The sequence below is a fragment of the Microcoleus sp. MOSTC5 genome (assembly GCF_036701825.1).
Classification (GTDB): domain Bacteria; phylum Cyanobacteriota; class Cyanobacteriia; order Cyanobacteriales; family Microcoleaceae; genus Microcoleus; species Microcoleus asticus.
Genome location: NZ_JAUBRK010000017.1, coordinates 1 through 24,622, shown reverse-complemented (window position 1 = coordinate 24,622; position 24,622 = coordinate 1). Strand labels below are relative to the sequence as shown.

The window sequence follows — 24,622 nt, the reverse complement described above, 5'->3', positions numbered from 1 at the left end:
TGTTTTAGGTAAGAGCTGTTGATCCTTCAGTTGAAACTAAGTACAAAATGACGACGCGAACCCTGATTGAACGACAGCAGTTCATGGCAGAGGAACTTAATCAGCTAATCTCGTAGTTGCTAGGTGGCACTAATTGTGCTAATTGCCCTAAAGACCTACTAGCAACTGCTCACCCCGGAATACAAATCACAAACTCCGAACCCTGTCCGAGGGAGGAATTCACGATTAACGTACCTCCATGTTTTTCCACCACAATTTGGTGGGCTATAGACAATCCCAATCCGGTTCCTTGACCTACAGACTTGGTTGTGAATAAGTGGTTAAAGATGTTTTCCTTGATTTCGTTCGACATCCCCACTCCATTATCCTTAATCCGAATCAAAACCTGATTGTTGGATTCGCTCAGAGCAGTTTGAATCGTAATTTGATTTGGTCGGGCTTTAATTTCACTAAAACTGCGCCCCTTATTTGACTCCTCCAAAGCGTCAATGGCATTGGCCAGTACATTCATAAATACCTGGTTCAACTGTCCGGGAAAGCATTTTACTAGGGGCAAGTTACCATAATCTTTCACAACTTCAATGGCAGGGCGGAACTCGCTGGCTTTTAAACGGTGCTTGAGAATCAGCAGAGTGCTTTCGAGTCCGTCGTGAATATTGAAAGAAACGGGTCGATCGCTATCTGCCCTCGAAAACGTTCTCAAGCTCGTACTGATATTGCGGATGCGATCGACTCCCTCGTTCATTGAGCTAATCAATTTCGGCAAATCTTCTCGCAAATACTCCAAGTCTATATCCTCAATTTCTCCTTCAATTTCTACTCCCGGATTGGGAAATTTTTCTTGATACAGATCGATCAAGTTGAACAAATCCCCCACGTAGTCTTGAGCCGGTTGCAAGTTGCCGGCGATAAAGCCTACGGGATTGTTAATTTCGTGAGCCACGCCTGCCACCAGATTGCCGAGAGCAGACATCTTCTCATTCTGTACCAGTTGCAGTTGCATCTGTTTGAGATCGTTGAGATAAAGCTCTAGTTTTTGGGCATACTCCTGGGATTGCTGATACAGTCGGGCGTTCTGTAAGGAAATTGCTGCTTGGGTACAGAGGAGATTGAGGATTTCAACGCGATCGCTGGTAAAAGCACCCATAGCAAGGTTGTTCTCCAGATAGAGTACGCCTAGCAGTTTTCCCTGATGGAGAATCGGCGCACACAGCAGGCTCTTGGGCTGCTGGCGGATGATGTAAGGATCTGCCATCAGCGAAGAATGAGTGATTGCATGACTAATCACTAACGGTTGTAAGGTACGTTTAACCCTCTGGATTAGCGTAATGGGAAGCTCCTGACTTTCCTCAAGCGGAATTGATAGCAGCACAGTTGAGCAGCAAACGACTGTGCTAGTTGCTTCAACGATTAATCTGTTCCCTTTGAGCAATAACAAGGCAGATTTGTCAGCGCCGGCATTTTCAATGACCACTTGCAGCAGCGTCGAGAGTAATCGCTCTAGATGAATTTCGCTAGAGAGGGTTTGGGAAGCTTTGAGAACAGTTTTTATATCTAATACAGCAGATATGTTACGGCTGCTAGAACTGGACGATCTGTTAATCGTATGGGATGTAAAGGTATTCGTTTCATGGAGCGTTATTTCTGATGCGAGCTGTAATTCATCCGATTGCAAGATTAATGCTAAGAGTTCAGGATAAGATTGCTCTAGCTCCCTCACCTTAGCTGCGGCTCCCCAGTGGGCGTAGCTATAGTAAGCATCGTGCATGTAGTCTCTAGCAACGCGGGGTTTTCCCCACTCTAAACAGAATTTGGCCGCTAATTCATTTGCCAGGGCAACTTCTTGGAGATATTCGTTTTCTGTCGCTCCAGCGATCGCGCGATCGTAGAATTCCAATGCTTCTAATTTGTGCCCTAATACTCGGTATCGTTCGGCTTCTACTAAATAAAATTTGTGCAGGTAATTGGCTGGATCGTGGTCAGCCCAAGTTTTCATTTTTTCTTGGTTTTTAGCCACCCGATCCAGAATGCATTGCTGTTGTGTCTCGGAAACCCGAACATAAATTGCTAGATGGGCTAGAGAATCATAAGTGTAGCAGAGCGGAACGATGAATAAGCCTGTAGCCCCACCTATATAATTTTCGGCGGCAATTGCTGCTTCCACCGCCAACTCAAACTTGCCAAACAGGTAACACAGATTCAGTTCGGTGGCATAGAAATAGTACAGCGCAGTTAGATGGTCCGATCGCTCCAGGACTGGCAGGGTTTCCTGGCGATCGAAGGCATCTCCAGTCAGTTGCCAAGGTTCAGCACCATTGCCTACCAGATTCAAAATTGCTTGCTGAAAAACCGTCAAATGACTGGTAAGCCCTTCTTGGTTGAGGAGTCTGAGTTGCTCTCGGAAAGCAGCGCTCTCTTGGCTGAGATCGCTTAGTTCTCGACCGATAAACCAACAGTATGAGATGTAAATAAATCCGCAAATAGCAGCCGATTCTAAATCTCCCGTTTCCAATCCAACTTCGTAGCCTTCCCGGAGAAACGCTAAGCTGTTCTTGAGCGGCTCTTTCCAATGCCACACGCTACAGTAAATTCCGACATAGACTCTCGATTTCAGTTCTTTGGCATTAAAATGTTCGAGCAACTTCAGTGCTAGTTTTGCACACTGATACCCAAATTCAATCTCTCCTGTCATGCCACAAAGTATCAGTCCATAGTAGGCATAACCAATTGCAGAAAATGAACTATTGCCATATTGAACGGATAAATTGACCTGTTCGAGGACAATAAACGGTAACAGCGCTGGAGTAACAACAAAGGCAGCAGCAGAAACAGCGGCAAGAATCCGTACAACTGCTAACTTGTTAGGATCTCTCATCTGTGGCAGAGTCATTAAGTCCAGAGGTTTTCTTCCAGCCAAGATGGATTTAGTCGCCTCGAATGCTTTTACAATATCTAATTGACTGGGTTGCTCTGGAAGACTGGTTCCCAAACGTTCCACAATCTTCAGGGCAATCTGCACGGCCTCTAGAAATTGATGTTGGGCTTGAGCAGCTTGAATTTGAATTTCATAGACCTTAATCGTATCCAACAGAGTTCTAGAGCGTTCTGCAATGACTGCCGCCAATTGTTTCATCTGCTCGAAGTTGCCGCTGAGGTAAGCTGCTTCAGTGGCAGCTTCGTAGAGGGCTAGGGTTATTTCGTACTGGGTTTGCCAGCTATCTTCAGCTAACAAGGCGATGCCTGTCGTGCAATACTCAAATGCGGCTGTATAGGCAGTTGCAGCTCTGGCTTTTTGTCCGGCTTTTAGATTGAGTTGTGCGAGTTCTATTTGCTGCGATGGCTCGACAATCAGGGATTTGCCGATATTTAGTTGGTTGACGATCTCAAACAGTTTTTCTTCTGTTTCGGCAGCGGACGTATGAGTCAGTAATAGTTGTCCGATTTTTAAGTGAGCGATTTGTTTTTGCTCGTCGGGAATCAGGGAATAAGCTGCTTGCTGGACGCGATCGTGCAAGAATTTATAAGAACACGAGTCAGAATCGAGAAGTTCCGAGCTAGATGAATTTTGTACCCTCAATTGAGACTTTTCCTGAAAAAACTTATAAACCTCACTGGTGGGTAAAACCAATCCCTCTTGTAATGCTTTCCATAAGTTTGAAGCAGTCTCAGCTTGTGATTTTTCGTCAACTATCGCCAGGGTTGCTAAGTCAAACTCGTTGCCAATGCAGGCGGCAAGTTTAAGTACAGATCGAGCCGGTGCGGGCAACTTCTGCAACTGAAGCGCCATAAATTCAACCACATCATCAGTCAGCGCCAGCGAGCGAATTTGAGCAATGTCACACTGCCAGAAACCAATCTCATTGTTAAATGCAATCCATCCCTCATCATGTAGCGCTTTGAGAAATTGGGTGGCAAAGAAGGGATTACCTTGAGTTTTTTGGTACACCAATTCTGTCAGAGGTGCAGCAATCTCTTGCGAACAGCTCAGGGTATCTGCAACCAGGTGGTTGAGGTCATTTTGCAGCAGGGGTTTGAGAGTAATGGTGTGGACTAAGGCACCGCTGCTGCAAACTTCATCTAGCGTCAGCATTAGAGGATGAGCAGCAGAAACCTCGTTATCCCGGTAAGCGCCAATTAACAGGAGGTAGCCAGCGTGAGTGTCGCTCATTAACAGGTGCATCAACTTGAGCGATGCCGAATCTGCCCACTGCAAGTCATCGAGAAAGATGACTAAGGGATGGTCTTGGGTGGTAAAGACTTGAATAAACTTTGGAAATAACAAGTTGAAGCGATTTTGACTGGCATTTCCCACCTGTTCGGCAATGGGTGGCTGTTGACCGATAATTCGTTCGAGTTCGGGGATGACTTGAATGATGACTTGTCCGTTTTCTCCGAGTGCGGAGAGAATTTTGGCTTTCCATCGCTCGAGTTGTTCGTCTGTCTCGCTCAACAGTTGTGCCATTAAGTCGCGAAATGCTTGGACAAAGGCAGCGAAGGGAATGTTGCGGTTGAACTGGTCAAATTTTCCTTTGATGAAATAGCCGCGCTGCCGGACAATGGGTTTGTGGACTTCGCTGACTACAGCCGTTTTTCCAATCCCGGAAAACCCGGCAACGAGCATTATTTCGCTGCTTCCTTCACTGACGCGATTGAAGGCATTGAGTAGAATTTCTACTTCTGTTTGCCGGCCGTAGAGCTTTTCTGAGATGAGAAAGCGATCGCAAATATCCCGCTTTCCCAACTCAAATAGTGCGATTTTTCCGTCCTGTAATTGTTGCAAACATCGCTCTAGATCGTGTTTGAGCCCAAGAACATTTTGATAGCGGTCTTCCGCATTCTTTGCCATTAACTTGCTGACGATATTTGAGAGTACCAAAGGGATCTTTGGATTCACGCTGTGGGCCGTAGGCGGTTGCTTGGCAACATGACAGTGCACCAATTCCATTGGATCGTGGGATGGAAACGGTAGTTGGCCGGTGAGCAATTCAAAGAAGGTGACACCGAGCGAATAGAAATCGCTGCGATAGTCAATTCCCCGGTTCATGCGCCCGGTTTGTTCTGGGGAGAGATAAGCTAGGGTGCCTTCTAGTCCGTTTGGATTTTGAGTTGTATGGGTTTCGCGAGGCAGCAAAGACGAAATGCTGAAATCAATCAGCTTGACTTTTTTGGTTTGGGAATTAATCAGGATATTGGCAGGTTTGAGGTCTTTGTGAATGACTCGGTTTCGGTATAGTCCGTTGAGAATGTCAGTTATTTCAATGGCGATCTCCAATATTTCTACTAGAGTCAGCGAGCGCTCTTGGGCGTACTGTCGCAGAGAAATGCCGCCAAAATCCTCCATCACTAGGGCATAGCTGTTGCGGTAGGGTTCTAGAGTGTAGGCTTCAACGACTCCTGACAGACATAGATTTTTGGCAATGGCATATTGGTTGCAAAATTGCAGCAGTTCGCTGAAGTTGGGATAGTCTCGCTTCAGCAGTTTGATCACAACTGGAAGCCGATCTATTTCTCGGATGGCTCGATAAACTAGGGTTCGGGAACCGCTGTACAGTTGCTCCGTCAGACGGTAGCCGGGAATGGTATCGATCAAATTTACAGTGGCATTCATTATGGATTGTCCTAATCTTCAATATTGGCTTTTAACAGTTAATCTGGACTTCGATTTGCGAGGTTGAACGGTGATAGCACTTCGACCTCACCCTTTCACCGGCAACCTGATTACAAATTCTGTTCCTTGATGGAGTGCAGAGTTTACCTCCAGCTCCCCCATATGTTTTTCTACTACAATTTGGCGGGCGATCGCCAATCCCAATCCCGTTCCTTTACCTACAGATTTGGTGGTAAATAAGTGATCGAATATTTTTTGCTTCACTTCATCCGACATCCCTACTCCATTGTCTTTAATCCAAATCAAGACCCGTTTGCCTTCTTTGTCCGTAGCAGTTCGGATCGTGATTTGGTTAGGATTCGCTTTAAGTTCACTAAAGCTACGTTCCTTACTTGATTCTTCCAGCGCATCAATCGCATTAGCCAAAATATTCATAAAAACCTGATTCAACTGTCCGGGGAAACAGTCCACTAGAGGCAGCTTGCCATACTCTTTCACCACTTCAATAGCAGGCCGGCGCTCGCTGGCTTTTAAACGGTGCTTGAGAATCAAGAGAGTGCTGTCAAGTCCGTCGTGAATATTAAAAGGAACCGGGCGATAGGTATCTGCCCTCGAAAAAGTTCTCAAACTCGTACTGATATCGCGAATGCGATCGGCACCCTCATTCATGGATTTAATCAGTTCGGGCAAATCTTCTCGCAAATACTCTAAGTCTATGGCCTCGATTTTTTCTTCAATTTTGGCTCCCGGCTTGGGAAAATGATCTAGATAGAGATCGATTAGCTCCAACAGATTTTGTACGTATTCCTGAGCCGGTTGTAAGTTGCCGGCAATAAAGCCTAAGGGATTGTTAATTTCGTGGGCTACCCCTGCGACGAGATTGCCGAGAGCAGACATTTTCTCACTCTGCACCAGTTGCAACTGCATCTGTTTGAGATCGTGAAGATAAAGCTCTAGTTTTTGGGCATACTCCTGGGATTGCTGATACAGTCGGGCGTTCTGTAAGGAAATTGCAGCTTGCGAGCACAGGATGTTGAGGATGGCGACGCGATCGCTGGTAAAAGCGCCGATAGCAAGGTTGTTCTCCAGATAGAGTACGCCTAGCAGTTTTCCCTGATGGAGAATCGGCGCACACAACAGGCTCTTGGGCTGCCGGCGGATGATGTAAGGATCTGCCATCAGCGAAGAATCAGTTGTTGCATTACTAATCAGCGATGGTTGTAAGGTACGTTTAACGCTGTTGATTAGCGTAATAGGAAGCTCCTGACTTTCCTCAAGCGGAATTGATAGCAGCACAGTCGAGCAGGAAGCGAATGTAGTCATTGCTTCAACGATTAATTTATTCCCTTTGAGCAATAACAAGGCAGATTTGTCAGCGCCGGCATTTTCAATTACCACTTGCAGCAGCGTCGAGAGTAATCGCTCTAGATGAATTTCGCTAGAGAGGGTTTGGGAAGCTTTGAGAACAGTTTTTATATCTAATACAGCAGATATGCTGCAGCTGCTGGATGTTGATGATTTGCTAATCGTATGGGATGAAATGGTATTCCTTTCAGGGAGCGTTATTTCTGATGTAAGCTGTAATTCATCCGGTTGCAAAATTAACGCTAAGACTTCAGGATAGGATTGCTCCAGCTCCCTCACCTTAGCTGCGGCTCCCCAACGAGCGTAGCTATAGTAAGCATCGTGCAGGTAGTCTCTAGCAACGCGGGTTTTTCCCCACTCTAAATAGAATTTGGCTGCTAATTCGTTTGCCAGGGCAACTTCTTGTAAGTATTCATTCTTTGTCGCTCCAGCGATCGCGCGATCGTAGAATTCCAATGCTTCTGATTTGTGCCCTAATACTCGGTATCGTTCGGCTTCTACTAAATAAAATTTGTGCAAGTGATTTTCTGGCGCATGGTCAGCCCAAGTTTTCATTTTTTCCTGGTTTTTAGCCACCCGTTCCAGAATGCGTTGCTGTTGTGCCTCAGAAACCTGAGAATAGAGTGCCAGATGAGCTAGAGAATCGTACGTGTAGCAGATCGCAACAATGAATAAGCCTGTCGCGTTACCTATATAATTTTCCGCAAAGAGCGCGGCTTCCACCGCCAACTCAAACTTGCCAAACAGGTAACACAGATTCAGTTCGGTGGCATAGAAATAGTACAGCGCAGTTAGATCGCGCGATCGCTCCAGGACTGGCAGGATTTCCTGGCGATCGAAGGCATCTCCAGTCAGTTGCCAAGGTTCAGCAGAATTGCCTACCAGATTCAAAATTGCTTGCTGAAAAACCGTCAGATGGCTGGTAAGCCCTTCTTGGTTGAGGAGTCTGAGTTGCTCTCGGAAAGCAGCGCTCTCTTGGCTGAGATCGCTTAGTTCTCGACCGATAAACCAACAGTATGAGATGTAAGTGAATCCGCAAATGGCAGCCGATTCTAAATCTCCCGTTTCCAATCCAACTTCATAGCCTTCCCGGAGAAACGGTAAGGAGTTCTTGAGCGGCTCTTTCCAATGCCACACGCTACAGTGAATTGCAACATAGACTCTCGATTTCAGTTCTTTAGCATTAAAATGTTCGAGCAACTTCAATGCTAGTTGTGCGAACTGATAGCCACAGTCAACGTCTCCTACCACCCCACAAAGCATCAGCCCATAGTAGGCATACCCATTTGCAGAAAATGAACTATTGCCATATTGAACGGATAAATTGACCTGTTCTAGGACAATAAACGGTAACAGCGCTGGAGTGGCAACAAAGGCAGCAGCAGAAACAGCGGTAAGAATCCGTACAACTGCTAACTTATTGGGATCTCTCATCTGAGGCAGAGTTATTAAGTCCAGCGGTTGCCTTCCAGCCAAGATGGATTTAGTAGCCTCAAATGCCCGCGTAACATCCGATTGACTGGGTTGCTCCGGAAGCTTGTTTCCCAAACGTTCCACACTCTTGAGGGCAATCTGTACGGCTTCTAGAAATTGATGTTGGGCTTGAGCAGCTTGAATTTGAATTTCATAGACCTTAATCGTATCCAACAGAGTTCTAGAGCGTTCTGCAATGACTCCCGCCAATTGTTTCATCTGCTCAAAGTTGCCGCTGAGGTAAGCTGCTTCAGTGGCAGCTTCGTAGAGGGCTAGGGTTATTTCGTACTGGGTTTGCCAGCTATCTTCAGCTAACAAGGCGATGCCTGTCGTGCAATACTCAAATGCGGCTGTATAGGCAGTTGCTGCTCTGGCTTTTTGTCCGGCTTGGAGATTGAGTTGTGCGAGTTCTATTTGCTCCGATGGAGCGACGATCAGGGATTTGCCGATATTTAGTTGGTTGACGATCTCAAACAGTTTTTCTTCTGTTTCGGCAGCGGACGTATGAGTCAGTAATAGTTGCCCGATTTTTAAGTGAGCGATCTGTTTTTGCTCGTCGGGAATCAGGGAATAAGCTGCTTGCTGGACGCGGTCGTGCAAGAATTTGTAAGAACACGAGTCAGACTCGAGAAGTTCCGAGCTCGATGGATTTTGTACCCTCAATTGAGACTTTTCCTGAAAAAACTTATAAACCTCACTGGTGGGTAAAACCAATCCCTCTTGTAATGCTTTCCATAAGTTTGAAGCAGTCTCAGCTTGAGTTTTTTCGTCAACTATCGCCAGGGTTGCTAAGTCAAACTCGTTGCCAATGCAGGCGGCAAGTTTCAGCACTGTTTGAGCCGGTGCGGGCAACTTCTGCAACTGAAGCGCCATAAATTCAACCACATCATCAGTCAGCGCCAGCGAGCGAATTTGAGCAATGTCGCACTGCCAGAAACCAATCTCAGTGTTGAATGCAATCCATCCCTCATCATGTAGCGCTTTGAGAAATTGGGTGGCAAAGAAGGGATTACCTTGAGTTTTTTGGTACACCAATTCTGTCAGAGGTGCAGCAATCTCTTGCGAACAGCTCAGGGTATCTGCAACCAGGTGGTTGAGGTCATTTTGGAGCAGGGGTTTGAGAGTAATGGTGTCGACGGCGGCACCGCTGCTGCAAACTTCATCTAGCGTCAGCATTAGAGGATGAGCAGCAGAAACCTCGTTATCCCGGTAAGCGCCAATTAACAGGAGGTAGCCAGCGTGAGTGTCGCTCATTAACAGGTGCATCAACTTGAGCGATGCCGAATCTGCCCACTGCAAGTCATCAAGAAAGATGACTAAGGGATGGTCTTGGGTGGTAAAGACTTGAATAAACTTTGGAAATAACAAGTTGAAGCGATTTTGACTGGCATTTCCCACCTGTTCGGCAATGGGTGGCTGTTGACCGATAATTCGTTCGAGTTCGGGGATGACTTGAATGATGACTTGTCCGTTTTCTCCGAGTGCGGAGAGAATTTTGGCTTTCCATCGCTCGAGTTGTTCGTCTGTCTCGCTCAACAGTTGTGCCATTAAGTCGCGAAATGCTTGGACAAAGGCAGCGAAGGGAATGTTGCGGTTGAACTGGTCAAATTTTCCTTTGATGAAATAGCCGCGCTGCCGGACAATGGGTTTGTGGACTTCGTTGACTACAGCCGTTTTTCCAATCCCGGAAAACCCGGCAACGAGCATCAATTCTGATGTGCCATTCGCCACGCGCTCAAAGGCAGTTAGTAAGGTTTCTACTTCAGTTTGCCGTCCGTAAAGCTTTTCTGAGATGAGGAAGCGATCGCAAATATCGCGTTGCCCTAACTCAAACAGTTCGATTTTTCCGTTTTGTAATTGCTGCAAACATCGCTCTAGATCGTGTTTGAGTCCAAGAACATTTTGATAGCGCTCTTCGGCATTTTTCGCCATCAGTTTAGTGACGATGTTTGACAGCACCAAGGGAATGTTTGGATTCAAGCTACAAACCGTTGGCGGCTGCTTGGCAACATGACAGTGCACCAATTCCATTGGATCGTGGGATGGAAAGGGTAGTTGGCCGGTGAGCAATTCAAAGAAGGTGACACCGAGCGAATAGAAATCGCTGCGATAGTCAATTCCCCGGTTCATGCGCCCGGTTTGTTCTGGGGAGAGATAAGCTAGGGTGCCTTCTAGTCCGTTTGGGTTTTGAGTGCTATGGGTTTCGCGAGGCAGCAAAGACGAAATGCTGAAATCAATCAGCTTGACTTTTTTGGTTTGGGAATTAATCAGGATATTGGCAGGTTTGAGGTCTTTGTGAATGACTCGGTTTCGGTAGAGTCCGTTGAGAATGTCAGTTATTTGAATGGCGATCTCCAATATTTCTACTAGCGTCAGCGAGCGCTCTTGGGCGTACTGTCGCAGAGAAATGCCACCAAAATCCTCCATCACTAGGGCATAGCTGTTGCGGTAGGGTTCTAGAGTGTAGGCTTCAACGACTCCTGACAGACATAGATTTTTGGCAATGGCATATTGGTTGCAAAATTGCAGCAGTTCGCTGAAGTTGGGATAGTCTCGCTTCAGCAGTTTGATCACAACTGGAAGCCGATCTATTTCTCGGATGGCTCGATAAACTAGGGTTCTGGAACCGCTGTACAGTTGCTCCGTCAGACGGTAGCCGGGAATGGTATCGATCAAATTTACAGTGGCATTCATTATGGATTGTCCTAATCTTCAATATTGACTTTTAACAGTTAATCTGGACTTCGATTTGCCAGGTTGAACGGTGATAGCACTTCGACCTCACCCTTTCACCGGCAACCTGATTACAAATTCTGTTCCTTGATGCAGTGCAGAGTTGACCTCCAGCTCCCCCATATGTTTTTCTACTACAATTTGGCGGGCGATCGCCAATCCCAATCCCGTTCCTTTACCGACTATCTTGGTGGTAAATAAGTGGTCAAAAATGCGCTCTTTTACCTCTTGATTCATCCCAATGCCATTGTCAGAAATGCCAATTGTTACCCACTCCTGATTCTTTTTTTGTGTGCTACTAATCGTGATGCGATTCGGATTGGCTTTAATCTCAGAAAAACTGCGTCCCTGGTTCGATGATTCTAACGCATCAATCGCGTTTGCCAAGATATTCATGAACACTTGATTGAGCTGCCCGGGGAAGCACTCAACTGCTGGCAGGTTCCCGTATTGTTTGACAACTTCAATTTCTGGACGGTCATCATTTCCTTTCAAACGGTGTTTGAGAATCAGAATGGTACTATCGATTCCTTCGTGAATATTAAAAGGAACTTTATAATCTCGGTCAGCTCTCGAAAAGGTTCGCAGGCTGGTGCTAATACCGCGAATCCGTTCGACTCCCAGATTCATTGAATCAATTAACTTGGGCAAGTCTTGCCTCACATATTCTAAATCGATTGCTTCTATTTCGGATACAATTTCAGCATCGGGATGAGGTAGCTTTTTCTGATACAGGTCAATCAGCCCAAATAGGTCTTTGATATAATCTTGGGCTGGTTCAAGGTTGCCGGCAATAAAGCCTACAGGATTGTTAATTTCGTGAGCCACCCCTGCCACCAGATTGCCGAGAGCAGACATCTTCTCATTTTGTACCAATTGCAGTTGCATCTGTTTGAGATCGTTGAGATAAAGCTCTAGTTTTTGGGCATATTCCTGGGATTGCTGATACAGTCGGGCGTTCTGTAAGGAAATTGCTGCTTGCGAACACAGGATGTTGAGGATCGCGACGCGATCGCCCGTGAATACCCCAGTTGCTAAATTATTTTCTAAATACAAAATCCCCATCATTTTGCCTCGCTCGCCGATCGGAGTGCAAAGGAGGCTGTGAGGTTGCTGTTGGATCATGTAGGGGTCAGATGCAAATCTTGGTTGATTGCTAGCATCGTCAAAAACTAGGGTTTCTTTTGTACGTTTGACGTAGTTGATCAGGGTTAAAGGAATTACTTCGCTCTCCTCAACCGGAATTGATTGCAGAAGGCAGTCTTGACGGTTTGTGCAGTGGACGTTTATCCTCCAGTTTCCCTCTTCCATCAAAATTAATGCTCCGGTTTGTGCTCCGGCATTCTTCACCACCACTTGCATGAGGGTAGTGAGCAATTGATCGAGTTGAATTTCGCTAGATAGAGCTTGAGAAGCTTTGATAACTGTCGGCAAATCTACTAACTCCCAACTGCTGGTGCTACCGACAAGTGTTCTATTCGTGTGAGATAGAGATGATTCACTATTGCTGGAGGTGTGAATTGTTTCGCTGGGATATTGGCGAGTTCGCTCCTGTTGCAGGATCGGAGCAAGCAATTGGGGATAGCGCTGTTCTAGATGGTCAATCTTCGCTTTTGCTCCCCAACGAGCGTAGGCATAGTAGGCATCGATTAAATATGGTTTGGCAAGTTTTTCTTTTCCCCATTCTAAGTAAAATTTGGCGGCAAGTTCGTGAGCTAGTGCTTCTTCGTTGATGTACTCGTTTTCTTGGGCGAGGGCGATCGCTTTGTCGTACATCTCGATCGCCTCTACTTTTTGGTTTAAAACCCGATGCCGTTCTGCTTCCACTAGATAGAATTTATGCAGATGATTCATGGGGGCATGATGTGCCCAGTTTTGCATTTTTTCTTGATTAGCTCTTACTCTGTCGAGAATTTCCTGTTGCTCTGAATCTGGAGTATCCGAGTACACCGCCAACCTGACTAGAGAATCGTAAAAATGGAATAGAGGAATAAGAGGCAATCCTACCACTGCGTCCAAATACTTCTCTGCTAAAGCAATATTTTCAATCGCTTTTGAGTAATTTTCAAACCAGTAACTAAGTAAAAGTTTGTTCAAATATATGTAGGCAACACCCAACCTGTCGTTTGCTTGCTGGTGCAATGATAACGTAATCTGCTCATCGCAGGATTCACCCTTTAGAATGCAGGCACTTTCACTTTTTCCGAGCAGATTTAATGTAGCCTGCCAATAGGTTTCTATATAATGAAGCGCTGTTTTCTGCTTAATTTTATGAACAGCATCTCTGTAAGTTGCCATCTCTCTTTCAAGGACTGTCAGTTCTTTGCCGCTAAAGTAACAGAAACACGAGTACATTAGTAGACCATAGGCAGCAAACTCTAAATCACCTGTCTCCAGTCCGCTAGAGTAAACTAACACTAAAGGTTCTAAGGTTTCTCTCAGATGATCTTTCCAAGGTCGAATAAATATATTTACTATGAGGAGTGTCTTGGCTTTAATTTCTTGAGCATTTAACTTTGAAACTAGAGTTAAAGCCACTTGACCGAACTGATAACCTGAATCAATATCTCCCACAACTCCGCACAGCAGAAGACCGTAATTGGCATAAGCAAAGGGAGAGACGGAAGCATTACCATATTGAACGGATAAATCTACTTGTTTGCACACCGTCAAGGGCACCAGTTCTGGGGCTGCTATATATGCAGGAGCAAAGATAATTGATAAAAGTCTTATGGCTGCTAGTTTATAGGGATCGCTCATTTGAGGCAGGTCAATTAAATCCTCTATTCGCTTCCCGTTCAAAATTGACGCAGTTTCCCCTAGTGCCTGCTCAATATCTGACGGGTTCACTTTAGAAGGAAATTCTACTCCCAACAGCTTTAAGACTTGTAGCGTTGTATTAACTGCTTCTAGTAACTTGTTCTGAGCTATATAAGCTTGAATTTGGACTTCGTACACTTTTACTTTGCCCAGTAGCGTTTTGGCGCAGTTGTCCACGACTGATGCTAATTTTTCCATCTGCTCAAAATCACCGCTTAGATATGCCGCTTCTGCTGCTTTTGTAGACAGCGCTAATGTTAGTTCGTATTGGTTCTCCCAACTATTTTCTGTCAGTAATGCCCTACCAACCTTTAAATATTCAACCGCAGCAGAATAGGCCGTAGCAGCTTTGGCTTTCTTTCCAGCAACCAGATTCAACCGTGCTAATTGCTCGCGTTCTGCCTCCTGCGTAATTAGCTCAACTCCCACATTTAAGTGGTTGACAATATCAAAGATTCTTTCTTCTCGATCGGCTTCGGGCGTATTCTTTAACAGCAGTTGACCTATTTTTAAGTGAGTCGATCGCTTTTGGTCTTGCGGAATCAGGGAATAGGCTGCTTGTTGGACGCGATCGTGTAAAAACTTATATTTGGGTAATTGGTCGTGGGTAATTGATAAGTGGTCAAATTCCTGACCATTCCCAATTACCGATTCGCTATTTTCCTCTGTTTGATAAAACTTATAAACTTCGGTAATGGGTAAAATTAGCCCTTCTTGCAGCGCCTTCCATAAAGCGGATGCGGTTTCTACTGGCGAATTTTCATCAACAATTGCTAAGGTCGCCAAATCGAACTGATTGCCAATACAAGCAGCTAACTTTAAAACGGACTGTGTTTTACTTGGTAACTTTCGCAACTGAAGTGCCATGAATTCTACTACATCATCCGTTAGTGCCAAGGTTCGCACTCGGGCAATATCGCACTGCCAATATCGCTCTTCACAATTAAATTTAATTAGCCCATCTTCATGCAAAGATTTCAGGAATTGTGTGCTAAAAAATGGATTGCCTTTAGCTTTCTGATAAACCAGTTCTGTCAAAGGCAGAGCCAACGCTGTAGAACAAGCTAGAGTATCGGCAACTAAACTATTTACGTCGGTTCGAGCGAGGGGAGCTAAGGTAATAGTATTCACCTTTGCTTCAGTTTTTTGAATCTCTGCTAAAGTCAGCATTAATGGATGCGCTGGAAATACTTCGTTATCCCGATAAGCTCCAATTAATAAGAGATAGCGGTACTCCTTAGCAGTCATCAGCAGTTGAATTAATTTTAACGATGCTGAGTCTGCCCATTGCAAGTCGTCCAAGAATATCACTAAAGGATGTTCTTTTGTTGTGAATAATTGCAGGAATTTTCCCAACAACAAATTGAAGCGATTTTGAGCGGCACTGCCCGAAAGTTCTGGGACTGGCGGTTGCGGCCCGATAATACGTTCGAGTTCGGGAATGACTTCAATTATCGCCCCAGCGCTATCGCCCAAAGCTGCCAATATTTCTAACCTGCATTGTTCAACTTTAGCATCTGTTTCCGATAGCAATTGTCCCATTAAATCGCGAAAAGCTTGGACAAATGCACTAAAGGGAAGGGTGCGTTGGAATTGGTCGAATTTGCCTTTAATAAAGTAGCCGCGCTGCCGAACTATGGGTTTGTGAACTTCGTTGACCACAGCGGTTTTGCCAATGCCGGAGAAACCTGCAACGAGCATCATTTCAGTGCTGCCTGCACTCACGCAGTCAAATGCTTCCAGCAGGGAGAATACTTCGCTTTCTCTACCGTATAATTTTTCGGGGATAGTAAAGCGATCGCACAAATCTCGCTGCCCCATTGTAAAGTTAGTCAGCGCCCCTGTCTCTTGCCACTCGTGCAAACAAGTTTCCAAATCAAACTTGAGTCCCAGCGCGCTTTGATAGCGCTCTTCAGCATTCTTTGCCATCAGTTTGCTAACAATTTCAGACAGCACCAATGGAACGTTCTGGTTGATAATTGAGGCGGAGAGTGGCTGTTTGGCAAGGTGGCAGTGTACCAAATCCATTGGATCGTCTGTTTGGAACGGTAACTTTCCTGTTAGTAATTCGTAGAATGTTACTCCTAGAGAGTAGAAATCTGTGCGGTAATCAATGCCTCGGTTCATTCGCCCAGTTTGTTCGGGAGATATGTAGGGTAAAGTGCCTTCGAGGACGTTAGGATTTTGAATTTCTTGGGTTTCGCGCGGCAGCAGGGAAGCGATGCTGAAGTCAATCAGCTTGACTTCTTTGCTGACTGGGTTAATCAGAATGTTGGCGGGTTTGAGGTCTTTATGGATTACTCGGTGGCGATAAAGTCCGTCAAGGGCGTTGGCAATTTGAATCGCCACGGGCAGAAATTCGTTAACGGGCAGGCCTTCTAAGGGTTCCTTGCTCTCGATAGCTAAACGAGCAAGGTAGCTACTTAAGGAAATTCCGCCAAAGTCTTCCATCACCAGAGCATAGTGGTTCTGGTACGTTTCCAGGCTGTATGCCTTCACACTTCCGGGGATATCTAAGTTTTTAGCAATGATGTACTGGTTGCGGAAGTGAACCAGTTCGTTGAAGCGGGGAAAGTCATTTCGCAGCAGTTTGATTGCGACGGGCTGGCAATTTTCCGTGCGAATGCCGCGATAAACTAGAGTTCGATTGCCTGCGTATATTTGCTCGTTAATGTGATATCCTAGGAAAAGTTTTGTGATCTTAGTCATATCTACGTATTCCTACTACTTCTATCCAGCCTAAAGCTTCTTAGAGTTAATATCTAATATTGTCGCTCTATCTGCCATGTTCTTCAGTGAATTACATTTTTCTTAACATATTTTGGAGAGCAAATTATGAAACAGCGATTTGAAAAACCCGACTTAATGTTTTAGGTAAGAGCTGTTGATACTTCAGTTCAGGCTAAGTAGAAAATGGCTCCGCGAACCCTGATTGAACGACAGCAGTTCAGTTTCTTGGAGAGGAACTTAAGAAGCTGATTAATAAGCGTGGCATCTTTATGGGATGATTTTTGACACTCTGGGCCCTTAAGAAACAGAGGTTCTTGATTCACAGAGGTGACTTGCTGATACAGGATTTCTCCAGCCTCAGTAGAGGCTATGTATAGACAAGCATTTAGGGTGTTCCCCCAAGTTCGCCTATGCCCTGCGGTACGCATTTTCTCCGGGAGGATATTTCTAGCACGATCGGCATCATCCAAAACACACTGTCCGTAACGTTCCGTTAACAGCACTAAACTGTTATTCTTTGCCCGATTTTTTTAAATAAGATTAATTCGATTGCTTACGATAAATTTGTAATAACATTAACCTGATAAATATTGAACCATTGATTTCAATGTTTTAGAAAGATTGACTCTTGACTGAATTCCCCCGTGTTCCTTGCATCAAGCAGACTAAAGTCTGGCTCGTTTTCTGCTCGCCGACTTTTTCTTATAAAAAATAGAAATGAAATGCCCCAAATGCCAATACGCTCAAATCTGTAAAAAGGGCCACCGTCGATCTAAACAACATTACCAAGGCAAACTTTGTGGGCGTCAGTCGAATTGAAATTTGAGATTTGAGATTTACTGCACAGATGAATCTGGGAGCTTTAACAAAAGTCTAAAATTTGTTACCTCTCCACGCCTGCTGTCAGAAAGCAAGTATCCGTTTTTGGGCTATGTCAAAAGGTTGCGCTGGCTCTAGCAGATGCTCCTAAGGTGTCAGAAATCCTTGAAATAGTTTTCATTGATGAGTTAGAAACGTTTGTAGGTAAAAAAATATAAATTAGGGTTATAGACAACTGTCAACCTTTTTCGGCCAGGCATCTTAGGCTGGGTTCTGGGCGATCGCTTACAAGACTTGCGCGCAAACTCTGACTGTAATCGGTGAAATTTTATCAGTTTCTTGATAGAATTGATGTTTGCGGCCCGAGAGTTGACTGCACAATAAGACAAGTTTCACCAGTTGTGAACCGCGCTGCTACATTGCACCTACCGACTGAGCGGGCAGGTGGGTTTTGTGTCTGCAGGCGCTGACGAAAGCAACTCAACAGCGCAGCAAGCAAAATAACGCTAAAGTTACTATCTACCTGTGTTCGCTGCAAGGCTACCCTTGCGGACTCAGGAAAAACACACACAAAAAACTCGTGAAGCGCAGCTATCCCGTAGGGAATCGCCAGCAATGTATCTATTTGCAGGGCGGCGATTTCCCAAAGAATCACTGCTTTTTAACAGCAGGGTATTCTAGGAGACATCTCCGAGACGATGCGAGCGAGATAATTTAAAATCTGCAAACAGGGTTTCAGTGCTAAGTACAGGCAGCATCGACGTAAATTTTTATCAAATCAGCTTCCAATGTGCTGTTTTAAAGTTTACTAGGCTCCCACCGCTCGGCAGCTTTCTCTCCCCGAGCTATAAAAACGCATCAAGCACACAATCACGGAAATAACATTCAATCAACATGGGTAACACGATCGATCCAAACAGAAACGTGCATCAGACTGAGCGAGGAACTCCCTATGCCGGCCAAAGCTGGTTAGTGGAAGAAAGAGATGCCTGCGGTGTGGGGTTTATTGCCAACCAAAGCGGCGAAGCTACCCACTCGATTATTGAGAAAGCGCTCCCAGCTTTAACTTGTCTGGAACACCGCGGCGGTTGCAGCGCCGATCGAGATTCCGGCGACGGTGCGGGTTTGATGACCGCGATTCCTTGGGAATTGCTGGATGCTTGGTTTGCCGAACAGGGAATTGTGCCTCCCGCACGGGAAAACTGCGGCGTGGGAATGCTGTTTCTGTCTCAAGATAAATTTCAAGCGACTATAGCGCGGCAGGTGGTTGAGCAAGTTCTGGCCGATCGCGGGCTGACACTTTTGGGGTGGCGCAAAGTTCCCGTTGTACCGTCGGTTTTGGGCGAGCAAGCGCTAGAACATCAACCTCAAATCGAACAAGTAATAGTCAGTTCACCGCACTTAGCCGGAGACGAACTCGACAGACACCTATTTCTGGCGCGCCGCACGATCGGACACGCGCTGTCAAATCGCCCCAACTTCACCCGCCGAGAATTTTATACTTGCTCTTTTTCCTGCCGCACGATCGTCTATAAAGGCATGGTGCGATCGGCCGTACTGGCAGAATTTTACCAAGACCTGAAAAATCCCGCTTATAAAAGCTCCTTTGCCGTTTATCACCGGCGCTTCAGTACCAACACCATGCCCCGCTGGCACTTAGCCCAGCCGATGCGCTTGCTGGGACACAACGGGGAAATTAACACGCTGTTGGGCAATCTTACCTGGATGACGGCGCGGCAAGCGAATTTAGCTCACCCGAATTGGAGTCAAGCTGATATCGACACGTTCAACCCAATTGTCAAATCCGAAAGCAGCGATTCGGCAAACTTGGACAACGTGATGGAATTGTTGGTGCACTCCGGCCGCACCCCCCTAGAATCCCTGACAATTATGGTGCCCGAAGCCTACAAAAATCAGCCGGATTTGGCTCCTTATCCAGAAATTGTCGATTTTTACGAATATTACAGCGGCATTCAAGAACCTTGGGACGGCCCGGCACTGCTGGTGTTCAGCGACGGCAAACAAGTAGGTGCTACGCTCGATCGCAACGGTTTGCGGCCGGCCCGCTACTGCATTACTAAAGACGGTTTGGTAATTGTGGCTTCCGAAGCCGGAGTTGTCGATATTCCCGAAGCAGATATTGTCGAAAAAGGCCGTTTGGGGCCCGGACAAATGATTGCAGTTGACCTGCAAACCAACGAAATTCTCAAAAATTGGCAACTCAAGCAGCGAATTGCTAAGCGGCATCCCTACGGCGAATGGCTGAAACAAAATCGCGAAATCTTGCAGCCGCAGCCTTTTGCCGAAACAGCAACCCTCGACTCGCAAACGCTGTTAGCAACCCAAACTGCTTTCGGCTATACAGCAGAAGATTTGGACATGGTGATCGTCGAGATGGCGAGTTCTGGGAAAGAACCGACTTTCTGCATGGGCGACGACGTTCCCTTAGCTGTGTTGTCAGAAAAGCCTCAGTTGCTGTACAACTATTTCAAACAGCGGTTCGCTCAAGTGACAAATCCGCCGATCGACCCCCTGCGCGAGGGGATGGTGATGTCGCTGACGATGAGTGTGGGTCTGCGGGGCAATTTACTGCAAGCAGTGCCGGAAAATGCCAAGCGGCTAAAAATTGATTCGCCCGTACTCAACGACGCTGAACTGTCTTTCTTGAAAGACCAAAAGTCTTTCCCAGCTACGGAATTGTCAACGCTTTACAAAATTGCTGCCGGGCCTGGAGGTTTGAAAAGCGCAGTCGAACAACTTTGTCAAGAGGCGGCTGCTTCGGTGCGCGAGGGTTCGAGAATTCTGATTTTGAGCGATCGAGCTTTGAAGGAAGAAGGAAGAAGGAAGAAGGAAGAAGGAAGAGGGGAGAAGGAAGAAGGAGATGTATCTTCTGCTGTGGGATTGAGTGCTGAATATACTTATATTCCGCCTTTCCTGGCAGTTGGCGCGGTTCACCACCACTTAATTAGCGTCGGCCTGCGGATGCAAACTTCCCTAGTTGTCGATACCGCCCAGTGCTGGAGCACTCACCACTTCGCTTGTTTGCTCGGTTACGGGGCGGTGGCTGTTTGCCCTTACCTGGCATTGGAAAGCGTGCGCGCCTGGTGGTCTGACGCCAAGACTCAAAATTTGATGCAGCACGGCAAAGTTCCCAATATTACCGTGACACAAGCTCAAGCTAGATACCGCACAGCGGTGGAAAACGGCTTGCTGAAGATTATGTCGAAAATGGGGATTTCGCTGCTGTCTAGCTATCAAGGAGGGCAAATCTTTGAGGCGATCGGCATTGGCGGCGATTTGCTCGATTTGGGTTTCAAAGGCACTGTTTCCCGCATCGGCGGTTTGAGTGTGGCGGAACTGGCTAACGAGGTAATGTCTTTCCACAGTCAGGCTTTCCCAGAATTGCACCTCAAAAAGCTGGAAAATTACGGCTTTGTGCAGTACCGCCGGGGCGGTGAATATCACATGAACAGCCCGGAAATGGCGAAGGCTTTGCACAAGGCTGTGACTACTTTTAACGAAGGAAGAAGGAAGAAGGAAGAAGGAAGAAGGGAAGAGGAAGAAGGAAGAAGGAAGAAGGAAGAAGGAAGAAGGAAGAAGGAAGAAGGAGGAAGGGAAGAGGAAGAAGGAAGCAACGGTAACGGTAATTCAGTCCTTGGCGCGAGCGGGGACGATCGCACTGAGGCAAAAACGGCTTACGATCACTACGAGGTTTACAAGCAACTGTTAGAAAATCGCCCGGTAACGGCTTTGCGGGATTTGCTGGATTTCCAGAGCGATCGACCTTCCATCTCTGTCGAAGACGTAGAATCTGTAGCAGATATTGTCAAACGCTTCGCCACGGGCGGAATGTCTCTCGGCGCTTTGTCCCCGGAAGCCCACGAAACGCTAGCGATTGCCATGAACCGCATCGGCGGCAAATCCAACTCCGGCGAAGGCGGCGAAGACCCGGTGCGCTACAAAGTGCTAAACGATGTGAGCGCAGCCGGTTTGTCACAAACGCTACCTCACTTGAAAGGTTTGCAGAACGGCGATACAGCTTCTTCATCCATCAAACAGGTAGCTTCGGGACGCTTCGGAGTGACTCCTGAGTACCTGATGAACGCCAAACAAATCGAAATTAAAATCGCACAAGGTGCGAAACCGGGTGAAGGCGGTCAATTGCCGGGGGCGAAAGTGAGCGAGTACATTGCTTATTTGCGCCGCTCGAAACCGGGTGTGACGCTGATTTCGCCTCCTCCTCACCACGATATTTATTCGATCGAGGATTTGGCGCAGTTGATTTTTGACTTGCACCAAATCAATCCAAAAGCAGGAGTTTCGGTGAAGTTGGTGTCGGAAGTCGGCATCGGGACTGTAGCCGCGGGTGTCGCCAAGGCAAATGCTGATGTGATTCAAATTTCCGGCCACGATGGCGGCACCGGTGCTTCGCCTTTGAGTTCGATCAAGCACGCAGGTTCTCCGTGGGAACTCGGTTTGACAGAAGTTCACCGGGTGCTGATGGAAAATAAATTGCGCGATCGAGTTTTGCTGCGCGTTGACGGTGGCTTTAAAAGCGGCTGGGACGTGGTTGTAGGCGCTTTGATGGGCGGCGAAGAGTACGGTTTCGGCACGGTGGCAATGATTGCAGAAGGCTGTATTATGGCTCGCGTTTGCCACATGAATACTTGTCCGGTGGGGGTGACAACTCAACAAGAACACTTGCGGAAACGGTTCCCCGGTACGCCGGAACACGTGGTTAATTTCTTCTATTTCGTAGCACAAGAAGTGCGGAGTTTGCTGGCGAAATTGGGTTATAAGTCGATCGCGGATATCATCGGCCGCGCGGATTTGCTGACAATGCGCGATGGGGTGAAACTAACTAAAACCCAAGCGATTAATTTGGATTGTTTGACCAAGTTACCGGATACTAAGAGCGATCGATCTTTCTTGATCCACGGCGACGTACACACCAACGGGCCAGTGTTAGACGATGATTTGCTCTCGGATGCTGAGATTCAAAGTGCGATCGCGAATCACGGCACTGTTAGCAAGAGTGTAAAATTGGTGAATACCGATCGCACTGTGGGAGCGCGTTTGGCAGGTGCGATCGCACAGCAACACGGCAACACCGGTTTTAGCGGTCAAATCACCCTCAATTGCACCGGTAGCGCGGGCCAAAGCTTCGGCGCGTTCAATTTGCCGGGGATGACGCTGGTACTGTCAGGCCAAGCCAACGACTACGTTGGTAAGGGGATGCACGGTGGCGAAATCGCGATCGCACCGCCGGCTGGTGCGACTTATGATGCTTCTGAAAATGCGATCGTCGGTAACACTTGTTTGTACGGTGCGACGGGCGGAACTCTGTTGGCTGCGGGTAAAGCTGGCGAACGGTTTGCGGTGCGCAACTCGATGGCGAAAGCAGTTATTGAAGGTGCGGGCGATCACTGCTGCGAGTACATGACTGGCGGCGTGATTGTGGTGTTAGGAAAAGTCGGCCGCAACGTCGGCGCTGGAATGACTGGCGGCTTGGCTTATTTCCTCGATGAAGATGGGAGTTTCCCGGCTCATGTCAACGGGGAGATTGTGAAGATGCAGCGCGTTTGTACGGCGGCTGGGGAGGCGCAGTTGAAGGAGTTGATTGAGGCTCAGTGCGATCGAACTGGCAGCAAGAAAGCTGAGAAGATTTTAGCAAATTGGTCGGAATATTTGCCTAAGTTCTGGCAAGTTGTGCCGCCGAGTGAAGCTAATTCGCCCGAGGCTTCGGAACAAAAGATTGCTGTGGAAGCTTAATTTTCCAGTTCGTTAAATAGATGAGGGGCGACGCGAGTTGCCCCTTTTTTAATCTTCACATACTCAACAATTTCTGATTATTTGCGGTTGGCTAAAACAAAATTTGCGATCGCACTTTCTTTTCTATTTGCAAAAATTGCTATAGCGATCGTAAATCATTCATAAATCGATCGAGAGTTCGAGCGAGCAGTAGTTTCATGAGAATGTTGGCTCAAAATCACCAAATTTGTGTAGCTTGGGAAAGTCAAAACTTTGCTCCTGTATGGTAAAATTAAAGAACCATTTAACTAAGGAAAAAGAACTCAGACGCTTCCCAAATTTTCTCAACCAAGTCTTGGCATTTAGCCAAATATCTTCTACGGGATTCTGCAGGCGGAGCATTGGGAGCAAACAATATACAAGTTAAAGGCCATTCATCCTTCTCCTTACCGAGATTAATTTCTTCTAGATAAGCTTTCATCTCTTTATATCTGTGATAGCTAGCTCCATCCCAAATAATCAAATGTCGCGATGCCGGATTTAAAGATTGTAAATCCTTGAGGAAAGCGACCGTATTTTCGGAATTTGCACTCGCATATTCTCGCAGAACCAACTGTTTTCTTAAAAGATTTATTGCGCCATAATAAGTTTGTTTTTCTGGCTCTTCTGGAGTCAAGGTGATCAGCAAAACTAATTAGAAAAGCAAGCTAATAGCCTCGCCCGAAAGTTATCAAAGTTGACAAAGCCATAGGCTTGCCGCTTAATCAACTTGATTCGATTGTTAATTCCTTCCATCACGCCACTCGTGGTTCGGTTCAAAAAATAGTTGCAGATTCCATCCAGATGATTACGAATCGTTGTGAGGACATCACAGTAAACCGAATGGGCTTTTTTTAGCCATGCGAGGAGTTGCTCCTGTCCAGCTTCGACCGTCTCAGAGCGTTCAAAAATATCTCTGAACTCTTCTTTTAGTTCCTGGGGGGGTAACAACCCGCCCCAAACCCATACTTTGTAAGGATTGAGCCCAAGTGTGCTAAAAAAAGATAGGCAGCATAATTGTTACACGCTTGCCTATCTCAAAAATAATGATACCAACATTCTACCTCATTCATTTAAAAAAACAACTAAGTTCAGCTCAATTTAAACTGATTGAAATCTTGCTACCCTTGATACAATCAGAAAAACAAGTGAGATTAGAACGGCTCTCCAGGGTATTTCCCTATCCAATTACAACAGAAAGTCGGCGTAGAAAACTACAAAGGTTTCTCGATTTGCCTCACTTAACTATCTCACTAATTTGGTTCCCATTAATTACTTATTGGT

Annotated in this window: 4 protein-coding genes and 4 pseudogenes; 3 read left to right on the top strand and 5 right to left on the bottom strand. The window is 46.3% G+C overall.

Features of this window, described 5'->3' with window-relative positions:
* Positions 1-169 precede the first annotated feature (169 nt).
* The 3 genes from QUA54_RS11470 to QUA54_RS11460 all read right to left on the bottom strand — a co-directional run bounded on the left by QUA54_RS11470 (position 170) and on the right by QUA54_RS11460 (position 16,708).
* On the bottom strand, positions 170-5,608 hold the full coding sequence (locus tag QUA54_RS11470; protein WP_333414733.1) for an AAA family ATPase: 5,439 nt from the start codon (positions 5,606-5,608) through the stop codon (positions 170-172).
* A gap of 87 nt (positions 5,609-5,695) precedes the next feature.
* A complete protein-coding gene (locus QUA54_RS11465; RefSeq protein WP_333414732.1) occupies positions 5,696-11,140 on the bottom strand; it encodes an AAA family ATPase in 5,445 nt (1,814 codons plus the stop codon).
* Positions 11,141-11,227: 87 nt separating this feature from the next.
* A complete protein-coding gene (locus QUA54_RS11460; RefSeq protein WP_333414731.1) occupies positions 11,228-16,708 on the bottom strand; it encodes an AAA family ATPase in 5,481 nt (1,826 codons plus the stop codon).
* Positions 16,709-17,727: 1,019 nt separating this feature from the next.
* On the opposite strand from QUA54_RS11460, the pseudogene QUA54_RS34450 reads away from it, so the two are divergent.
* A pseudogene (locus QUA54_RS34450) lies at positions 17,728-17,830 on the top strand (IS1 family transposase); the annotation flags it as partial.
* 612 nt (positions 17,831-18,442) lie between these two features.
* Entirely contained in the window at positions 18,443-23,320 is a 4,878-nt protein-coding gene (locus QUA54_RS11455; protein WP_333414730.1) for a glutamate synthase-related protein, read from the top strand.
* 195 nt (positions 23,321-23,515) lie between these two features.
* On the opposite strand, the pseudogene QUA54_RS11450 reads toward QUA54_RS11455, so the two are convergent.
* Both QUA54_RS11450 and QUA54_RS11445 read right to left on the bottom strand, forming a co-directional pair.
* Positions 23,516-23,963 (bottom strand): annotated as a pseudogene (locus QUA54_RS11450) (transposase); the annotation flags it as partial.
* Between the two features lie 26 nt (positions 23,964-23,989).
* A pseudogene (locus QUA54_RS11445) lies at positions 23,990-24,274 on the bottom strand (ISL3 family transposase); the annotation flags it as partial.
* A 110-nt stretch (positions 24,275-24,384) separates the two neighbouring features.
* Between QUA54_RS11445 and QUA54_RS11440 the strand changes: the two are divergent.
* Positions 24,385-24,622 (top strand): annotated as a pseudogene (locus tag QUA54_RS11440) (IS4 family transposase); the annotation flags it as partial.